Consider the following 16,627-nt stretch of genomic DNA (forward strand, 5'->3'; position numbering starts at 1 on the left):
GGACAATTGTCGGCTTCCCGACATCATCAGCGATATTGAATGGCCTTCCTCGCACTCGGTATTAACCACAAGACTGCCTCCGTAGACGTGCGCGAGCGCGTGGCGTTTACGCCAGAGCAGTTGGTTGAGGCCTTGCAGCAGCTCTGCCGGCTCACCGACAGCCGCGAAGCTGCGATCCTTTCGACCTGCAATCGCAGCGAGCTTTATATAGAGCAGGAACATCTTTCAGCGGATGTCGTCCTGCGCTGGCTGGCCGATTACCACCATTTGAGCCTCGACGACCTGCGCGCATGCGCTTATGTGCACGAAGAGGATGCGGCAGTTCGTCACATGATGCGTGTGGCCGCTGGTCTCGATTCGCTGGTGTTGGGCGAGCCGCAGATTCTGGGCCAGATGAAGTCCGCCTACGCCGTGGCGCGTGAGGCCGGTACCGTTGGTCCGTTGCTGGGTCGGCTGTTTCAGGCCACGTTCAATTCCGCCAAGCAAGTGCGCACTGATACAGCCATCGGCGAAAACCCGGTGTCCGTGGCATTTGCCGCCGTCAGCCTGGCCAAACAGATTTTCAGCGACTTGCAGCGCAGCCAGGCCTTGCTGATTGGCGCCGGCGAGACCATCACCCTGGTCGCCCGTCATCTGCATGACCTGGGTGTAAAGCGCATCGTGGTCGCCAACCGTACCCTGGAGCGGGCCAGCATCCTCGCCGAACAATTCGGTGCCCACGCCGTGCTGCTGGCGGATATTCCGGCTGAACTGGTGCGCAGCGATATCGTCATCAGCTCCACTGCCAGCCAATTGCCGATTCTGGGCAAAGGCGCGGTGGAAAGTGCGCTGAAGCTGCGCAAGCATAAACCGATTTTCATGGTGGATATCGCCGTTCCCCGGGATATCGAGCCCGAAGTCGGCGAGTTGGACGACGTTTACCTCTATAGCGTCGACGATCTGCACGAAGTGGTCGCCGAAAATCTCAAGAGTCGCCAAGGGGCTGCCCAGGCTGCCGAGGAGATGGTCAGCACCGGTGCCGAAGATTTTATGGTGCGCCTGCGTGAACTGGCGGCGGTGGATGTGCTCAAGGCGTATCGTCAGCAGGGTGAACGGCTGCGCGACGAGGAGCTGCTCAAGGCTCAGCGTTTGCTGGCCAACGGCGGTAGCGCCGAAGAGGTGCTGATGCAACTGGCCCGTGGCCTGACCAACAAGTTACTCCACGCCCCCAGCGTGCAGCTTAAAAAATTGACTGCCGAAGGCCGCCTCGATGCGCTGGCCATGGCCCAGGAACTCTTTGCCCTCGGTGAGGGCGCGTCAGATAGCTCTTCGGATAAAAAATCGCAATGAAAGCGTCACTGCTCAATAAACTGGACGTGCTCCAGGACCGTTTCGAAGAACTGACCGCCTTGCTCGGCGATGGCGAAGTCATCTCCGATCAGACCAAATTCCGTACCTATTCCAAGGAATACGCGGAAGTTGAGCCGATCGTAAGCACCTACGGGCAATGGCTGAAGACCCAGGCCGACCTTGAAGGCGCCCAGGCGCTGCTCAAGGACAGCGACCCGGACATGCGCGAAATGGCCGTCGAAGAAGTCCGCGAAGCCAAGGACAAGCTGATCGCGCTGGAAGGCGACCTGCAACGCATGCTGCTGCCCAAGGATCCCAACGACGGACGCAACGTGTTCCTCGAAATCCGCGCCGGCACCGGTGGTGACGAGGCGGCGATTTTCTCTGGCGACCTCTTCCGCATGTATTCGCGCTATGCCGAGCGACGTGGCTGGCGTGTGGAGATCCTGTCCGAGAACGAGGGCGAGCACGGCGGCTATAAAGAAGTCATCGCGCGGGTTGAAGGCGAAAATGTCTACGGCAAGCTGAAGTTCGAATCCGGCGCGCACCGCGTACAACGTGTACCAGCGACCGAATCTCAAGGCCGTATCCACACCTCCGCGTGCACCGTGGCCGTACTGCCTGAGCCTGACGAGCAGGAAGCCATCGAGATCAACCCTGCGGACTTGCGCGTGGACACTTATCGCTCGTCGGGTGCCGGGGGGCAGCACGTCAACAAGACCGACTCGGCGATCCGCATCACCCACTTGCCGTCGGGCATCGTGGTGGAATGCCAGGAAGAGCGTTCCCAGCACAAGAACCGTGCACGGGCCATGTCCTGGTTGTCGGCCAAACTCAACGACCAGCAAACCAGCGCCGCCGCCAATGCGATTGCCAGTGAGCGCAAGTTGCTGGTGGGGTCGGGCGACCGTTCAGAGCGCATTCGCACCTACAACTTTGCCCAGGGCCGGGTCACCGACCACCGGGTCAACCTCACCCTGTACTCCCTCGACGAGATTCTTGCCGGTGGCGTCGATGCGGTGATCGAGCCCTTGCTCGCCGAATACCAGGCCGATCAACTGGCCGCGATAGGTGAATAAATGACCATCATCGCCAGCCTGCTGCGTGCCGCTGATTTGCCAGACTCGCCCACTGCGCGCCTGGATGTGGAATTGTTGCTGGCGGCTGCCCTGGGCAAATCCCGCAGCTACCTGCACACCTGGCCGGAAAAAATCGTCAGCAGCGAAGACGCTCTGACCTTTGCCGACTATCTTCAGCGCCGCCGCGGGGGTGAGCCGGTCGCTTATATTCTCGGCCAGCAAGGCTTCTGGAAGCTGGACCTGGAGGTCGCGCCTCACACGCTGATCCCGCGTCCGGAAACCGAACTGCTGGTGGAGGCGGCCCTGGAATTACTGCCGGCCACGCCAGCCAAGGTTCTCGACCTCGGCACCGGCAGCGGCGCCATCGCCCTGGCCCTGGCCAGTGAGCGCCCGGCCTGGCAAGTCACTGCCGTCGACCGTGTGCTTGAAGCCGTGGCCCTGGCCGAACGCAACCGCCAGCGTCTTCACCTGAATAACGCCACAGTTCTGAGCAGTCATTGGTTCAGCTCACTGCAAGGTCGCAGTTACGATCTGATCATCAGTAATCCGCCTTATATCGCTGACAACGACCCGCATCTGGTCGCAGGCGATGTACGTTTCGAACCGGCCAGTGCGCTGGTGGCGGGCCATGATGGTCTGGACGACTTGCGGTTGATCATCAACGAGGCGCCGGCCCACCTGAATGCGGGTGGCTGGCTGCTGCTCGAACACGGTTACGATCAGGCTTTGGCCGTACGTGATCTGTTGCTGAGCCAGGGTTTTGACGAAGTGCATAGCCGTCTCGACCTCGGTGGTCACGAACGCATCACCCTGGGACGTCGCCCGTGCTGACTGATCAGGAGCTGTTGCGCTATAGCCGACAGATTCTGTTGCAACATGTCGACATCGAGGGCCAATTACGCCTGAAAAACAGCCGAGCTCTGATCGTCGGGCTCGGTGGCCTGGGCGCGCCGGTGGCGCTGTATCTGGCCGCTGCGGGCGTGGGCGAGCTGCATTTGGCCGACTTCGACACCGTCGACCTGACCAACCTGCAACGCCAGATCATCCATGACACCGACAGCGTTGGGCAGACCAAGGTCGACTCGGCGCTGCGCCGCCTGACCGCCATCAACCCTGAAATCACGTTGGTTGCCCATCGCACCGCGCTGGACGCCGACTCCCTGGCGGCCGCAGTGGCGGCGGTAGACGTGGTGCTCGATTGCAGCGACAACTTCTCCACACGCGAAGCGGTCAACGCCGCCTGCGTCGTCGCAGCCAAGCCGTTGATCAGCGGCGCGGCAATTCGGCTTGAAGGCCAATTGTCTGTCTTCGACCCGCGTCGCGCCGAAAGCCCGTGTTACCACTGTTTATACGGGCATGGCAGCGACACCGAGCTTACGTGCAGCGAAGCGGGGGTGGTCGGGCCGTTGGTGGGGCTGGTCGGTAGCCTGCAAGCCTTGGAAGCCTTGAAGCTGCTTGCCGGTTTTGGTGAACCGCTGGTGGGCCGCTTGTTATTGATTGATGCCTTGACCACGCGCTTTCGTGAATTGCGGGTCAAGCGTGATCCCGGTTGCAGTGTCTGTGGGACGCAACATGGTTAAGGACGCGCCGATCGGTGTGTTCGATTCCGGGGTCGGCGGCTTGTCGGTGCTGGATGAAATCCAGCAACTGTTGCCCCACGAATCGCTGCTGTACGTGGCCGATTGCGGCCATATCCCCTATGGCGAGAAAACCCCCGAATTTATTCGTGAGCGTTCACGGCGGGTCGCTGAGTTTTTCCGCGAACGGGGCGCCAAGGCGTTCGTGATCGCTTGCAATACCGCGACCGTCGCCGCCGTAGCCGACTTGCGCCAGGACTATCCCGATTGGCCGCTGGTGGGCATGGAACCCGCCGTCAAACCTGCGGCTGCCGCCACGCGCAGTGGCGTGGTCGGTGTGCTGGCCACCACCGGTACTCTGCAAAGTGCCAAGTTCGCCGCGTTGCTCGACCGTTTCGCCACCGATGTGCAGGTGATCACCCAGCCGTGCCCGGGCCTGGTGGAGCTGATTGAAACCGGTGATCTGCACAGCCCGGCCCTGCGTCAGTTGTTGCAGGGCTACATCGAGCCGCTGCTAAGCGCCGGTTGCGACACGCTCATCCTCGGTTGCACCCACTATCCCTTCCTCAAGCCGCTCCTGGCGCAGATGCTGCCCCCCAGCATCATCCTCATCGACACCGGCGCCGCCGTGGCTCGCCAGCTCAAGCGTTTACTGGGCGAACGCGACCTGCTTGCCCACGGTGATCCTGAGCCTGCGCAGTTCTGGACCAGCGGTGATGTGTATCACCTAAGAAATATCCTACCGACACTGTGGAAATATTCCGGAGTTGTGCGAAGCTTTGGCGCGTGAAAATTTCGTGAAATATCGCCATTAGACGCTGAACTTCTGGCACTGCGTAGGCTTCTATAGCCAGATTGCTTGTACAAAACCATATAACTTCGTTCGGAAAGGATGTTTCTTATGAAGCGCTTGTTCTGTTTGGCTGCGATTGCGGCCGCTGTGGTGGGACACTCTTTTTCGGCGCAGGCCGCCGGGCTTGAGTTTGGCCTGGGGGCCACCAGTGATTCGACGCTCACCTATCGATTGGGGCTGACGTCAGATTGGGACAAGAGTTGGATGCAAAGTGATGTCGGTCGCCTGACCGGCTATTGGAGCGGCGCCTATACCTATTGGGAAGGTGATGACCGTGCAGGCGCCAGCAGCCTGTCGTTCTCGCCTGTCTTTGTGTATGAATTTGCCGGTCAGTCGGTCAAGCCCTACATCGAAGCCGGGATCGGCGTGGCGGTGTTCTCCCGTACCAAACTGGAGGACAACAACATCGGCCAGGCTTTCCAGTTCGAAGACCGCTTGGGTTTCGGCCTGCGCTTCACCGGTGGGCATGAAGTGGGCATTCGCGCCACGCACTACTCCAATGCCGGGATCAGCAGCAATAACGACGGTGTAGAAAGCTACTCACTGCACTACACGATGCCGCTGTAATTCAAAACCTTGTGGGAGGGGGCTTGCCCCGATGGCGGAGTGTCAGTCGCGGAATTTTCCAACTGATCTACCGCTATCGGGGTCAAGCCCCCTTCCACATTGAGGTCGTCACTGGCCTGAGATCAGCGGTACGCCGTGGCGATTCCTTCGCGTTCGGTCAGGCACTCCGGTGCGCCCATCTCGAATTCCCGACAAATCAGCGGCCGACGCTCATAAATCGTGCACATCATCGTGTCCCGATCCAGCGCCGCGCACCAGCCGTCGTCCAGGCGCAGCATCACTTCGCCGCCCCAGTCGTCGGTGTCGATATAGCGCTCCGGCACGCCGGTATCGGTGATCAACATGACTTCCAGCTGGCAGCAGCAGGCCGCGCACGTCGAGCAGGTGACGGTGGGCTCAGTGATTTGGGTGTGGGGGATGTTGGTCATAGACGAGCAGTGTAAGGCAAGCCGGTCATTTACGTATGAATGCTCTGACGGACGTCAGCGTGCCAGCCGGTGCAGCCCGACAAAAAGCACCGCCCAAAGCACGGCAAGGCCGGCCATTGTAGGGCCCAGGCCATAGCCAAATTGAACATCGGTCAATTGGCTCCCCGCGTAGTAGGACAACGGCCCGCCCATCGCGCCCAGCAGTGCGGCACGCCACCACGGCCGCGCACTCCAGGCCAGGCAATGGCGCAGGGTGGTCGCCAGCAATGCCCATAGCAGCATCAACCAGAACGGAATCAATGGCCCCGGCTCGCTGAACTGGAAAACCCCTACGGCGCGCAACAGCGTGTCCACTGCGGTGCCCACTAGCATCACGCTGATGATCAGTACACCGTCCTCGGCCCACGCACTTATCCACAGCAGGTGAACGGCCAGCACCGCCAGGCCAACCAGCAGCCACAGGCTGTCGCCGCCCAGCACACAGGCAAACCAGCCGCACTGGAACAGCGCGGCATTGGCCAGGGTTTTAAGCATTGAAGCGCCCGAGCAACGGCGGGTTGATGGCTGCCGGTTTGGCCAGCAGCAATTGCGCGGTGCCGATAGTGCGCTCCATAAAGCCACCTTCGCAGTAGCAGAGGTAAAACTCCCACAACCGCAAAAAGTATTCGTCATAGCCCAGCTCCGTCAGACGGCCGTGGGCGCGGCGAAAGTTCTCATGCCACAGGCGCAAGGTTCGCGCGTAGTGCAGGCCAAAGTCTTCCATGTGCAGCAGGTTCATATCGGTGTCGCGGCTGACGATCTGCAGCATGTTCTGCACACTGGGCAGGGCGCCGCCGGGGAAAATGTAGCGCTGGATAAAGTCCACGCTGTTCTTGGCCTGCTCAAACCGTTGCTCGCGGATCGTGATGGCCTGCAGCAGCATCAGCCCATCGCTCTTGAGCAAATGCGCGCACTGCTTGAAATAGGTGGGCAGAAAGCGATGGCCCACGGCTTCGATCATCTCGATGGACACCAGCTTGTCGTATTGGCCAGTGAGGTCGCGATAGTCGCTCAGCAGCAGCGTGACCTGGCCTTGCAAACCGAGGGTTTCGATGCGTTTTTCGGTGTAGGCGAATTGCTCCTTGGACAAGGTCGTGGTGGTGACCTTGCAGCCATAGTGTTGCGCCGCGTATAGCGCCATGCTGCCCCAACCGGTGCCGATTTCCAGCAGGTGGTCGGTGGGTTTGAGCGCGAGTTTCTGGCAGATGCGTTCAAGCTTGTTCAGTTGCGCCTGTTCCAGGGTGTCGTCGTCGCTCAGAAATTGCGCCGCCGAATACATCATGGTCGGGTCGAGGAATTCTTCGAACAGGTCGTTGCCAAGGTCGTAGTGCGCGGCGATGTTTTTCTGCGAGCCCTTGCGCGTATTGCGGTTGAGCCAGTGCAGACCTTGAGTGAACGGGCGTGCCAGCCGCGCCAGGCCACCTTCCATGGCGTCGAGCACGTCCAGGTTGCTGACCATCACACGTACCACCGCGGTCAGGTCCGGACTGCTCCAATAGCCGTGAATAAACGCCTCGCCGGCGCCGATGGAACCGTTGGCCGCCACCAGGCCCCACACCGCAGGGTCGAGGATTTGGATTTCCCCCAGCAAGTGCGCTTCCCGTGCGCCGAACACCTGCCGTTCGCCGTCCTCGATCACCACCAATTGGCCATGGCGCAATTGGCTGAGTTGGCGCAGTACGCCCTTGCGCAGCAGCGCACTGGTCACGCCGTTGACGTTCAGGCGGCTGGTCTTGACCGATAAGCTAGGGGATTTCATGGCGGCGATCCTTGGTATACCCGACTGCTGTACGAGAGGCGCCATCGGCGGCCCGGTGGGAAAAAATCGGTGTGCGTTTAAGAAACAGGCGTATCGCCTGCCAGTAAATGGCCAGGCAAGTCTTGGCGGTCATCCACGGAAATCGCCACAAGTAGCGATGCAGGCTGGCGCGGGTCAGCGCTTCCTTTTGCAGGCTCAAGGTGGCGTCGAAGACTTTCAGCTCGCCCTGCCAGTCGGCCATGTGCACGCCGAGCCTGTCTGCGGGCGGGCTGAAGCTCATGCGGTATTCCAGGTCGCGAGGCAGGAACGGCGACACATGGAAGGCCTTGGCCACCGCGAAATGCTGGTGCTCATCAGCGCCCAGGGCTTGGGCCGGCAGTACGTAGTGGTAGCGCTCGCGCCACGGGGTGTTGGTCACTTCACACAAGATCGCGGCCAGTTGCCCATCGGCCTCGAAACAGTAGAAGAAACTCACGGGATTAAAAGCCAGGCCCCAACTGCGGGCCTGGGTCAGTAGGCAGATAACGCCCTGAGGCGTATGCCCCAGAGCCTTGCCGACTTCCTGGCGCACGGCATCGCTCAAGCTCATGCCGTGACGCGTGAATTCACGCAGATAGTCCTGCTGACGAAAGCCGAAGGGCGCCAGGCGACTTGGTCCGGCCAACGGTGACAGTCCTAGGATTTCGTCTTGTTCGCTCAAATCCAGGTACAGCAGGCCGATGCGGTAGCGAAAGGCATGGGCCTTGGGCGCAAACCGTCGATGGGCAATCCAGCCGCTGTACAGGGCGCTGTTCACAGGGTTTCCCCAAAGGCCTGGGCCACGCGCAGCGCACTGACCACGCCGTCTTCGTGGAAACCATTGGCCCAGTAGGCGCCGCAATAAAACGTGTTGCGCACGCCGGCCAGTTCTTCCCAGCGGTTTTGCGCGGCCACCGCCGCCAGGCTGTATTGCGGATGCGCGTAGGTGAAGCGCGCGAGGATCTTCAGCGGGTTGATCATCGGCGTCTGGTTGAGGCTGACGCAAAAGGTGGTGGCGCTGTCGATGCCTTGCAGGATGTTCATGTCATAGGTGACGGCGGCCTGAGTCTGGATGTTACCGCTCAGCCGGTAATTCCAACTGGCCCAGGCCAGTTTGCGGTCGGGCAGCAGGCGCGTGTCGGTGTGCAAAACCACGTCGTTGTCGGCGTAGGGCAGGGCACCGAGAATCTCTTGTTCGGCCTGGCTTGGGTCGGCGAGCAATGCCAGCGCCTGGTCGCTATGACAGGCGAATACCACCCGATCAAATGCCTCGCTGCCGGCAGGACTGTGGATAACTACGCCTTGCTCGGTGCGCTCGACGTTATGCACAGGGCTGTTGAGGCGGATCTGCTCGCGAAAGCCGTGGGTCAGCGGTTCGATATAGCTGCTGGATCCACCTTCGATCACACACCACTGCGGCCGGTTGTTCACTGACAGCAAGCCGTGGTTCTTGAAGAAGCGCACAAAGAATTGCAGCGGAAAACTCAGCATGTCCGCCAGGGACATCGACCAGATCGCCGCACCCATCGGCACGATGTAGTGCCGCACAAAGCGCTCGCCGTAGCCGCCGGCCGTGAGGTAATCGCCCAAGGTCATCTCGGCACTGATGCGTTGCTCCTGCAGGTCCAGCGGTGCCTGGCGGTTGAACCGCAGGATGTCGCGCAACATGCCCCAGAAGCCCGGCGACAGGATATTGCGGCGTTGGGCGAACAGGCTGTTGAGGTTATTGCCGTTGTATTCGAACCGGGTTTTTTCGTCACACACCGAAAAGCTCATTTCGGTGGGTTTGAACGAGACACCGATCTGCCCCAGCAAGCGGATGAAGTTGGGGTAGGTCCAGTCGTTGAACACGATGAAGCCGGTATCCACTGCGTAGCTTTTGCCGTCGACGCTGACGTTGACCGTATGGGTATGCCCGCCGATCCGGTCGCCCGCTTCGAACACGGTGACTTCGTGACTGCGGCTAAGCAGGTAGGCGCTGGTCAGGCCAGCAATGCCGCTGCCGATAATGGCGATCTTCACAGGTCGTCCTTTTTCGGTGGCGGGCTGCGCAGCATGCGTTTGCCGATGATCAATTGCGCGCGATTAGGCAGTTTCGACAGCGGCCACAAAGTGGCGATAAACAAGGCCGGGAAGGCGATTTCCAGCGGGCGTTTGTCCAGCTTGGAGAATATATGCCGAGCAGCCTTGTCGGCCGGCCAGCTCAGGGGCATCGGGAAGTCATTGCGCTCGGTCAGTGGCGTATCGACGAAGCCCGGGCTGATCACGGTGACATCGATATTTTCCGGCGACAGGCTGATGCGCAGGGACTCGAACAGATAACGCAGGCCGGCCTTGGACGCGCCATAGGCTTCTGCGCGGGGCATCGGCAGGTAGGTCACGGCGCTGGCGACGCCCACCAGATGCGGTGCACGCCCGACACGCAACAACGGCAGGGCCGCTTCGATGCAATAACTGCTGGCCAGCAGGTTGGTGCGTACCACATGCTCGATGATCGATGAATCAAACTGCTTGGCGTCGACATATTCACAGGTGCCGGCGTTAAGGATCACGGTGTCGAGCGAGCCCCAGACGTCACCGATGTGCTCGCCAATTTCGCGCACGGTCTGGCTGTTGGTTAGGTCACCGGCCACCACCAACACTTGGCCGGGGTAGCGTAGAGCCAGCGCATCCAGCGGTGCCTGGGTGCGAGAACTCAAGGCGACATGGGCGCCGCTGTTAAGCAGCTCCACGGCCAAGGCGGCGCCTATCCCACTGCTGGCACCGGTCAGCCAATAACGACGTGGCGACACTGCGTTCATCCCACTCTCCTTTTGAGCCAACTGACGACTCTGCCCAGCACGGGCAGGTGCTCGTAGAGCATGGCGCCGGCATCGAAGTAATCGCGGTGGCGGTACACCTTGTCCCGCCACATCAGGTGCGAGCATCCTTCCACCCGGATGACTTGGCCGTTGGCCAGGCGCGGGTGGCAAAAACTCATTTTCCAGCGCAGGTAGCCTTCGCCTTCGGCCACTTGGTCGAAACCGTGGAAGTCGAAGCGCAGTTGGCTGACGTTGCTGTACAACTCGGCGAAATAACTGTGCAACGCGGTCAGCCCATGGACCTCGTGCAGCGGGTCAGTAAAGGCAATGTCCTTGCTGTACAGGCTGTCGAGCAGGTGCAGGTTGTGCTTGTCCAGCGTGGCGAAGGTTTGGGCGAAGCGTTGCAGGAAGTCACTCATGTTCGACGACCGATTGACGTGAAGGCAGGCTACGGAAGGCGGCCAGGGCGCGCTCGCGGGACTTCTTCAAGTCGACAATCGAGCGCGGATAATCTGCCACGCCAAACAGACCACCGGCGGCTTCGGGGTTATGCACTTCCTTTTTATTCAGTGCGGCCAATTCCGGCAGCCAGTGCTTGATGAACACGCCTTCGCTGTCGAATTTTTCTGACTGGCTCAGCGGGCTGAAAATCCGGAAGTAGGGCGCCGAGTCGGTACCGGTGGACGAGCTCCACTGCCAGCCACCGTTATTGGCGGCCAAGTCGCCGTCGATCAGGTGACGCATGAAGAAGCGCTCGCCTTCACGCCAGTCGATCAGCAGGTTTTTGGTCAGGAACATTGCCACTACCATGCGCAGGCGGTTGTGCATCCAGCCGGTTTCCAGCAATTGACGCATGGCGGCGTCGATGATCGGCAGGCCAGTGCGAGCTTCTTGCCAGGCTGCCAGATCCTTGGGCGCATCACGCCAGGCCACGTCCTCGGTCTCGGGGCGGAACGCACGGTGACGGGACACCCTTGGGTAGCCCACCAGAATGTGTTTATAGAACTCACGCCAGAGCAGTTCGTTGATCCAGGTGATGGCGCCGATGTCGCCACTTTCGAATTCGCCTTGGTTGCTCTGCAAGGCTGCATGCAGGCACTGGCGCGGCGAAACCACGCCGGCAGCGAGGTAGGCCGACAGCTGGCTGGTACCGGGCTTGGCGGGGAAGTCGCGTTCGTCTTTGTAGTAGCTGATCTGCTGGTCGGCGAATGCATCGAGGCGTCGCCGGGCTTCGTCCTCACCGGCTGGCCATAGGGCACGCAGGGTGTCGCTGGGCGGCTCGAAGCCTGCGACGGTGGTCGGGACCGGATCGCTTTTAAGGTCGAGTTTGGCCTGGGCCTTTGGCGTGGGCACTACCTGTGGAAGCGCGCTGTGCAGCCGTGTGTAGCAGACCTTGCGAAACTGACTGAAGACCTGGAAGTAGGTACCGGTCTTGGTCAGCACACTGCCCGGTTGGAAGAACAATTGATCAAGGTAACTGTGGAAGGTCACGCCCTCGGCTTCCAGCGCCTGGGCCACGGCGGCGTCACGACGGCTTTCATGAATGCCGTACTCCTCGTTGACGTGCAGCGATTGCGCCGACAGGTCCCGGCACAGTTCGCTGAGCACGCTGGGCGCCTGGTCCCAGGTGGCAGCTGTGCGGATCAGCAGGGGAATGTTCAGCTCGCCTAAGTCTTTGCTCAAGTGCTGCAGGTTGCGCAGCCAGAAGTCGACCTTGCACGGAGCATCATCGTGGGCCAGCCATTGCTCAGGCGTGATCAGGTACACGGCGGCAACCGGGCCTCGCTGGGTCGCGGCGGCCAAGGCGGTGTTGTCGTGTAGGCGCAGGTCGGTGCGCAGCCAGATCAAGTGCATTTAAATAAGTCCACGCTGTATCAGTAGCTGGTGGGCCGACAACACATCTTCGGCCACGAATAATTCAGGAGTGTCATGGGTTAATACGGCTAACTCCGCCTGATGGATGCAGACCGTTGGTCCGACGAGCAGCGTCGGGCGACTGACGCCCGTGAGCAGCTTGGTCAGGCCCGGCAGGTGCAGTGCTTTGCTCGAATACAGCAAGACCGCGCGCGGTTGCAGGTGCTCGACTGCAAGGGCCAGCTCGCCGGCGGGCAGCGGCCAGTCAAACACTTCCACGGGGCAGTCGGCGCTGCTGGCCAGCCAGGCGCTGAGCCACAACTGCGGCTCCAGGGGCAGGTCGGACTGGTTAATCAGCAGCAGCGGCGCACCGTGCAACTGGCGATTGTTGTGGTAGATGCGCGCACCGAACTTACTGCGCAGCCAGGACAGGAAAAATACCCGCTCCATCTGCGCGCCGAACTGGCCCTGCCAACGCTGCTCCAGCTCCTTGATCAGGGGCAGTAGCAGTTGTTCACACAGGGTGCGCGGCGGGTACAGTGCCATGGCCTGGTTGAAGGCATCGTCGACCCGGCGTTCGGTCAGTTCGCTGATGGCCTGTACCAAGGTCTGGCGCAGGGTGTGCCATTCATTCTGCGACGTGTCGGTGTTGGCCTGGGCAGAGTCGATCAGGTGCTTCACCTGGCTGACCGGCACGCCGCGATTGAGCCAGGTGAGGATGGCGTGGATGCGTTGTACATGGTCGGCGCTGAACAGCCGATGGCCCTTGGGTGTGCGCTGGGGCACGATCAGGCCATAGCGACGCTCCCAGGCGCGCAGGGTCACAGCGTTGACGCCGGTCTGGCGCGCCACTTCGCGGATCGGCAGCCAGCCGTCTTCCAGGGCTTGTGCGATGTCTTCGCCGGGTTCGTCTTGCAGGGCAGCTTTCATGGTCTAGATCGCATTACGCAGGCTGAGATTTTCCGGGTGCGGTTGCAGGTACGCCTGCTGCGCGATGTAGCGGTCCGGGTGTTGGCGAAAGTGATGCTTGAGCAGCGTCAGCGGCACCACCAGCGGCACGATGCCGTGGCGGTATTGGCCGATGACGGTTTGCATTTCCTGCTTGTCATCGGCGCTGATCACCTGCTTGAGGTAGCCGCTGATGTGTTGCAGCACATTGGTGTGGGTGCCGCGAGTGGCGCATTTGGTCAGGCCGGTCATCAAATCGCTGAAGTAAGACTCGGCGAGTTCATTGAGGTCGGTGTCTTTGCCCATGCTGCCCAGCAGGTGACCCAGGCTTTTGTAATGGGCGGGACTGTGGGCCATCAGCAGGTATTTGTAGCGCGAGTGAAAGGCCAGCAGGCGGTGACGGGTCAGCCCTTCGGCCAGCAGCTTTTGCCAGCTGGCGTAGACGAAAACGCGGGTCAGGAAGTTTTCCCGCAGCACCGGGTCGTTCAGTCGGCCGTCTTCTTCGACCGGTAGGTTGGGGTGGCGCGCGCAAAACGCCTGGGCATAGATGCCGCGTCCGCCACCGTCGACCGGTGTGCCGTTTTCGCGGTACACCTTGACTCGCTCCAGTCCACAGGACGGCGACTTCTGCATGAAGATGTAGCCGCACAAATCGGTATGTTCTTCAGCCATCTGCTGGCCGTATTCGTTCAGGGGCTGGGTCACGTTGAGTTCGCGGCGCACAGTGCCCACGGCCTGCGGATGGGCAGGGTCGCCAACCAGGCGGATCGGTTCGCGGGGGATGCCCAGGCCGATCGCAACTTCGGGGCACAGGGGCACAAAGTCGAAGTAGTCGGCGAGGGTTTGGCTGCAGAGCAGGGATTGTTTATGGCCGCCATTGAAGCGCACGTTCTCGCCTAGTAGGCAGGCGCTTATAGCGATCTTCGGTTTTGCGCTGCTGGACATGGCCAAACCTCTGCAAGATTCTTGTACAAGCGTTGATTTCTGTACAACTAATCTCATCATAGGTCTGAAGCTGTACAAGTCAAATTATTTGTACAGGTTTTTTTTGCGGGGGAGACTATTTCCAGCCCATTTTCCATGCCTCGGCATTCTGCAAGGTCTGCCACGGAAGGCGTTCGCCGCGTTTGGTCATGATGGCTTGCAGCTCGATTTCCAGCACCGTGCCTTCTTCATCCCGAAACAGCTCGGTGACCAAAAAGTGTTTTTCCTTATTACGGGGATGGGCTGCTGTCCACTTTGACAGCAGCAGCTTAGCGGGGTTGATGCGGTTCATTGCAGGTGCTCGATCAGGCGTCGCGCGGCTTCCTGGCCACTGAGCCAGGCGCCTTCCACTCGACCGGACAGGCACCAGTCGCCACACACGTACAGACCCAGGTCGGCATCGGCCAGCACACCGAATTCATGGCTGCTGGACGGCCGCGCATAGAGCCAGCGGTGCGCCAGGCTGAACGACGGCGCAGGCATGGCGCTGTGCAGTAACTCGGCGAAGGCGCCGTGCAGGTGTTCGATCACGGCCTCCTTGGACAGGTCCAAGTGGGCTTTGCTCCAGGCGCTGGTGGCGTGCAGCACCCAGGTGTCGAGGGTGGTATCGCGTCCAGGTTTGCTGCGGTTACGCGCCAGCCAGTCGAGGGGGCTGTCCTGCACGAAGCAGCCTTCCATTGGCGTATCAAGGGGTGTGTCGAAGGCCAGGGCGATGGCCCAGGTGGGGTCCATTTTTACCCCAGCGGCGGCGCTGGCCAGCTTTGGCGCAGCAGCGAGCAGGGCGGTGGCTTGTGGCGCTGGCGTGGCGATGATCACGTGGCTGAATGGTCCATGATTGCCACCGTCAGCGTCGAGCAGGTTCCAGTGTTGAGTCCCTTGGAACACCTCGGTAATGCGGCAACCGAACTCCACCGGCAAGTCATCGAGCAGGGCACGGGTGATGGCGCTCATGCGCGGTGAGCCTACCCAGCGGATCTGCTCGTCGGGGGAAGGGGTGAGCTGGCCGGATTTGAAGTTGTACAACTGCGGTTTCCACTGCTCGGCCCAGCCGTTGCTTTGCCAGCGTTGCACTTCATTGACGAAGCGTCGGTCGCGGGCTGTGAAGTATTGGGCGCCCATGTCCAGCGCACCGGCATCACTGCGCTTGCTGGACATGCGGCCACCACTGCCGCGGCTTTTATCGAAGAGTTTCACAGCGTGCCCGGCGTCTCGTAACGCTCGGGCGGCGGAGAGACCGGCGATGCCGGTACCGATGATCGCGATGGGGACAGTCATGGAGGGCCTCGTTCTACCGTTGGGTACAGACTACGCCGACACCAATAGCTGTACAATATTGTTTTTTGGTATAAGTTTTGGCGTACCTGAACGTGTGGCGTGGCCTATGGTTAAAGCTGAGGCTTAAACAACAGTCACGCACGATTACAAATTGATCCCTGCTTATAAAATAGACCAGTGATCGGCGGCGAACGTTACATGAGGAAGATCCCATGCACATTTTGCTGACCGGCGGTACCGGCTTGATCGGCCGCCAACTCTGCCAACACTGGCTCGGTCAAGGCCATCGCCTGACCGTGTGGAGCCGTCATCCCGAAGAGGTTGCCGCCTTGTGTGGCGCCGAGGTGCTGGGCGTTGCGCGCCTGGAAGAGGTGATCGGCGTCGTGGACGCTGTGGTCAACCTCGCCGGCGCCGCCATCGCCGATCGTCCCTGGACCCACAAACGCAAGGCGCTGTTGTGGAGCAGTCGCATCGGTCTTACCGAAACCCTGTTGGCGTGGCTGGAAGGTCTTGCGCAAAAGCCGGCGGTGTTGATTTCCGGCTCGGCGGTAGGCTGGTACGGCGACGGTGGTGAGCGCGAACTGACCGAGGCCAGTGGTCCGGTACAGGACGATTTTCCCAGCCAGCTCTGTATCGCCTGGGAGGAAACCGCCCAGCGTGCTGAAGCCTTGGGCATGCGCGTGGTTCTGGTGCGCACCGGTTTGGTGTTGGCGGCCGAGGGCGGCTTTTTGTCGCGGCTGCTGCTGCCGTTCAAACTGGCGCTGGGCGGGCCTATCGGTAATGGTCGGCAGTGGATGCCATGGGTGCATATCAAGGATCAAATCGCCCTGATTGATTTTCTTCTGCACAAGGATGACGCCAGCGGTCCTTATAATGCCTGCGCCCCACACCCAGTGCGTAACCGCGAGTTCGCCAAGACCCTGGGCCAGGTACTGCACCGCCCGGCGTTCATGCCGATGCCGGCCTTTGCACTGAAGGTAGGCTTGGGTGAGTTGTCGGGGCTGTTGCTGGGCGGGCAGAAGGCGATTCCCGAACGCTTGATGGCCGCCGGTTTCACTTTCCAGTTCACTGAGTTGCATACGGCTTTGGATGACTTGTCCAGCCGCCTCTAGAAAT

Annotated in this window: 19 protein-coding genes; 7 read left to right on the forward strand and 12 right to left on the reverse strand. The window is 60.9% G+C overall.

All coding sequences use genetic code 11. From position 1 onward, the window contains the following. The first annotated feature begins 39 nt into the window (after positions 1 to 39). The 6 genes from hemA to BW43_RS17485 all read left to right on the forward strand — a co-directional run bounded on the left by hemA (position 40) and on the right by BW43_RS17485 (position 5,405). A complete protein-coding gene (gene hemA / locus BW43_RS17510) occupies positions 40 to 1,329 on the forward strand; it encodes a glutamyl-tRNA reductase (RefSeq protein ID WP_032886119.1) in 1,290 nt (429 codons plus the stop codon). Continuing rightward, positions 1,326 to 2,408, forward strand: a complete 1,083-nt coding sequence (prfA, locus tag BW43_RS17505; protein ID WP_032886121.1) for a peptide chain release factor 1 — start codon at positions 1,326 to 1,328, stop codon at positions 2,406 to 2,408. The genes hemA and prfA overlap by 4 nt, the downstream gene beginning before the upstream one ends. Further along, positions 2,409 to 3,239 (forward strand): peptide chain release factor N(5)-glutamine methyltransferase, encoded by an 831-nt coding sequence (prmC, locus tag BW43_RS17500; protein WP_032886122.1) that lies wholly within the window; start codon positions 2,409 to 2,411, stop codon positions 3,237 to 3,239. After that, complete coding sequence (locus BW43_RS17495) at positions 3,233 to 3,988, forward strand: molybdopterin-synthase adenylyltransferase MoeB (protein WP_032886123.1); 756 nt, start codon at positions 3,233 to 3,235, stop codon at positions 3,986 to 3,988. Before prmC ends, BW43_RS17495 begins: the two co-directional genes overlap by 7 nt. After that, on the forward strand, positions 3,981 to 4,775 hold the full coding sequence (murI, locus tag BW43_RS17490) for a glutamate racemase (protein WP_032886124.1): 795 nt from the start codon (positions 3,981 to 3,983) through the stop codon (positions 4,773 to 4,775). The genes BW43_RS17495 and murI overlap by 8 nt, the downstream gene beginning before the upstream one ends. A 111-nt stretch (positions 4,776 to 4,886) precedes the next feature. Beyond that, complete coding sequence (locus BW43_RS17485; protein ID WP_032886125.1) at positions 4,887 to 5,405, forward strand: acyloxyacyl hydrolase; 519 nt, start codon at positions 4,887 to 4,889, stop codon at positions 5,403 to 5,405. A gap of 122 nt (positions 5,406 to 5,527) precedes the next feature. On the opposite strand, the gene BW43_RS17480 is transcribed toward BW43_RS17485, so the two are convergent. From BW43_RS17480 to BW43_RS17425, 12 genes are all read right to left on the reverse strand, one after another. Further along, complete coding sequence (locus tag BW43_RS17480; protein WP_032886126.1) at positions 5,528 to 5,833, reverse strand: YkgJ family cysteine cluster protein; 306 nt, start codon at positions 5,831 to 5,833, stop codon at positions 5,528 to 5,530. Positions 5,834 to 5,887: 54 nt separating this feature from the next. Next, positions 5,888 to 6,367: a DUF2878 domain-containing protein gene (locus tag BW43_RS17475; protein WP_032886128.1), complete on the reverse strand. Its 480-nt coding sequence runs from the start codon at positions 6,365 to 6,367 to the stop codon at positions 5,888 to 5,890. Next, positions 6,360 to 7,631 (reverse strand): cyclopropane-fatty-acyl-phospholipid synthase family protein, encoded by a 1,272-nt coding sequence (locus tag BW43_RS17470; protein WP_032886130.1) that lies wholly within the window; start codon positions 7,629 to 7,631, stop codon positions 6,360 to 6,362. Before BW43_RS17470 ends, BW43_RS17475 begins: the two co-directional genes overlap by 8 nt. Next, a complete protein-coding gene (locus tag BW43_RS17465; protein ID WP_032886131.1) occupies positions 7,618 to 8,427 on the reverse strand; it encodes a DUF1365 domain-containing protein in 810 nt (269 codons plus the stop codon). The genes BW43_RS17470 and BW43_RS17465 overlap by 14 nt, the downstream gene beginning before the upstream one ends. Next, entirely contained in the window at positions 8,424 to 9,671 is a 1,248-nt protein-coding gene (locus tag BW43_RS17460; RefSeq protein ID WP_032886133.1) for an NAD(P)/FAD-dependent oxidoreductase, read from the reverse strand. The genes BW43_RS17465 and BW43_RS17460 overlap by 4 nt, the downstream gene beginning before the upstream one ends. Next, positions 9,668 to 10,450, reverse strand: coding sequence for an SDR family oxidoreductase (locus tag BW43_RS17455; RefSeq protein ID WP_032886135.1), 783 nt, complete (start codon positions 10,448 to 10,450; stop codon positions 9,668 to 9,670). The genes BW43_RS17460 and BW43_RS17455 overlap by 4 nt, the downstream gene beginning before the upstream one ends. Beyond that, positions 10,447 to 10,869, reverse strand: a complete 423-nt coding sequence (locus tag BW43_RS17450; RefSeq protein WP_032886136.1) for a nuclear transport factor 2 family protein — start codon at positions 10,867 to 10,869, stop codon at positions 10,447 to 10,449. The genes BW43_RS17455 and BW43_RS17450 overlap by 4 nt, the downstream gene beginning before the upstream one ends. Continuing rightward, the gene (gene phrB, locus BW43_RS17445; RefSeq protein WP_032886139.1) at positions 10,862 to 12,304 is read right to left on the reverse strand and encodes a deoxyribodipyrimidine photo-lyase; all 1,443 of its coding nucleotides are present in this window, start codon (positions 12,302 to 12,304) and stop codon (positions 10,862 to 10,864) included. The genes BW43_RS17450 and phrB overlap by 8 nt, the downstream gene beginning before the upstream one ends. Further along, positions 12,305 to 13,234: a MerR family transcriptional regulator gene (locus BW43_RS17440; protein WP_032886141.1), complete on the reverse strand. Its 930-nt coding sequence runs from the start codon at positions 13,232 to 13,234 to the stop codon at positions 12,305 to 12,307. A 3-nt stretch (positions 13,235 to 13,237) separates the two neighbouring features. After that, on the reverse strand, positions 13,238 to 14,197 hold the full coding sequence (locus BW43_RS17435; protein ID WP_032886142.1) for a DUF523 and DUF1722 domain-containing protein: 960 nt from the start codon (positions 14,195 to 14,197) through the stop codon (positions 13,238 to 13,240). Between the two features lie 115 nt (positions 14,198 to 14,312). Then, the gene (locus BW43_RS17430) at positions 14,313 to 14,528 is read right to left on the reverse strand and encodes a TIGR02450 family Trp-rich protein (protein ID WP_032886144.1); all 216 of its coding nucleotides are present in this window, start codon (positions 14,526 to 14,528) and stop codon (positions 14,313 to 14,315) included. After that, complete coding sequence (locus BW43_RS17425) at positions 14,525 to 15,511, reverse strand: NAD(P)/FAD-dependent oxidoreductase (protein WP_032886146.1); 987 nt, start codon at positions 15,509 to 15,511, stop codon at positions 14,525 to 14,527. The genes BW43_RS17430 and BW43_RS17425 overlap by 4 nt, the downstream gene beginning before the upstream one ends. 212 nt (positions 15,512 to 15,723) lie before the next feature. Here BW43_RS17425 and BW43_RS17420 point away from each other — a divergent pair, with 212 nt between their 5' ends. Continuing rightward, entirely contained in the window at positions 15,724 to 16,623 is a 900-nt protein-coding gene (locus BW43_RS17420) for a TIGR01777 family oxidoreductase (RefSeq protein WP_032886147.1), read from the forward strand. The last annotated feature ends 4 nt before the right edge of the window (positions 16,624 to 16,627 follow it).

This window comes from Pseudomonas sp. RIT357, from assembly GCF_000632245.1.
In the GTDB taxonomy this organism is placed as follows: Bacteria; Pseudomonadota; Gammaproteobacteria; order Pseudomonadales; family Pseudomonadaceae; genus Aquipseudomonas; species Aquipseudomonas sivasensis.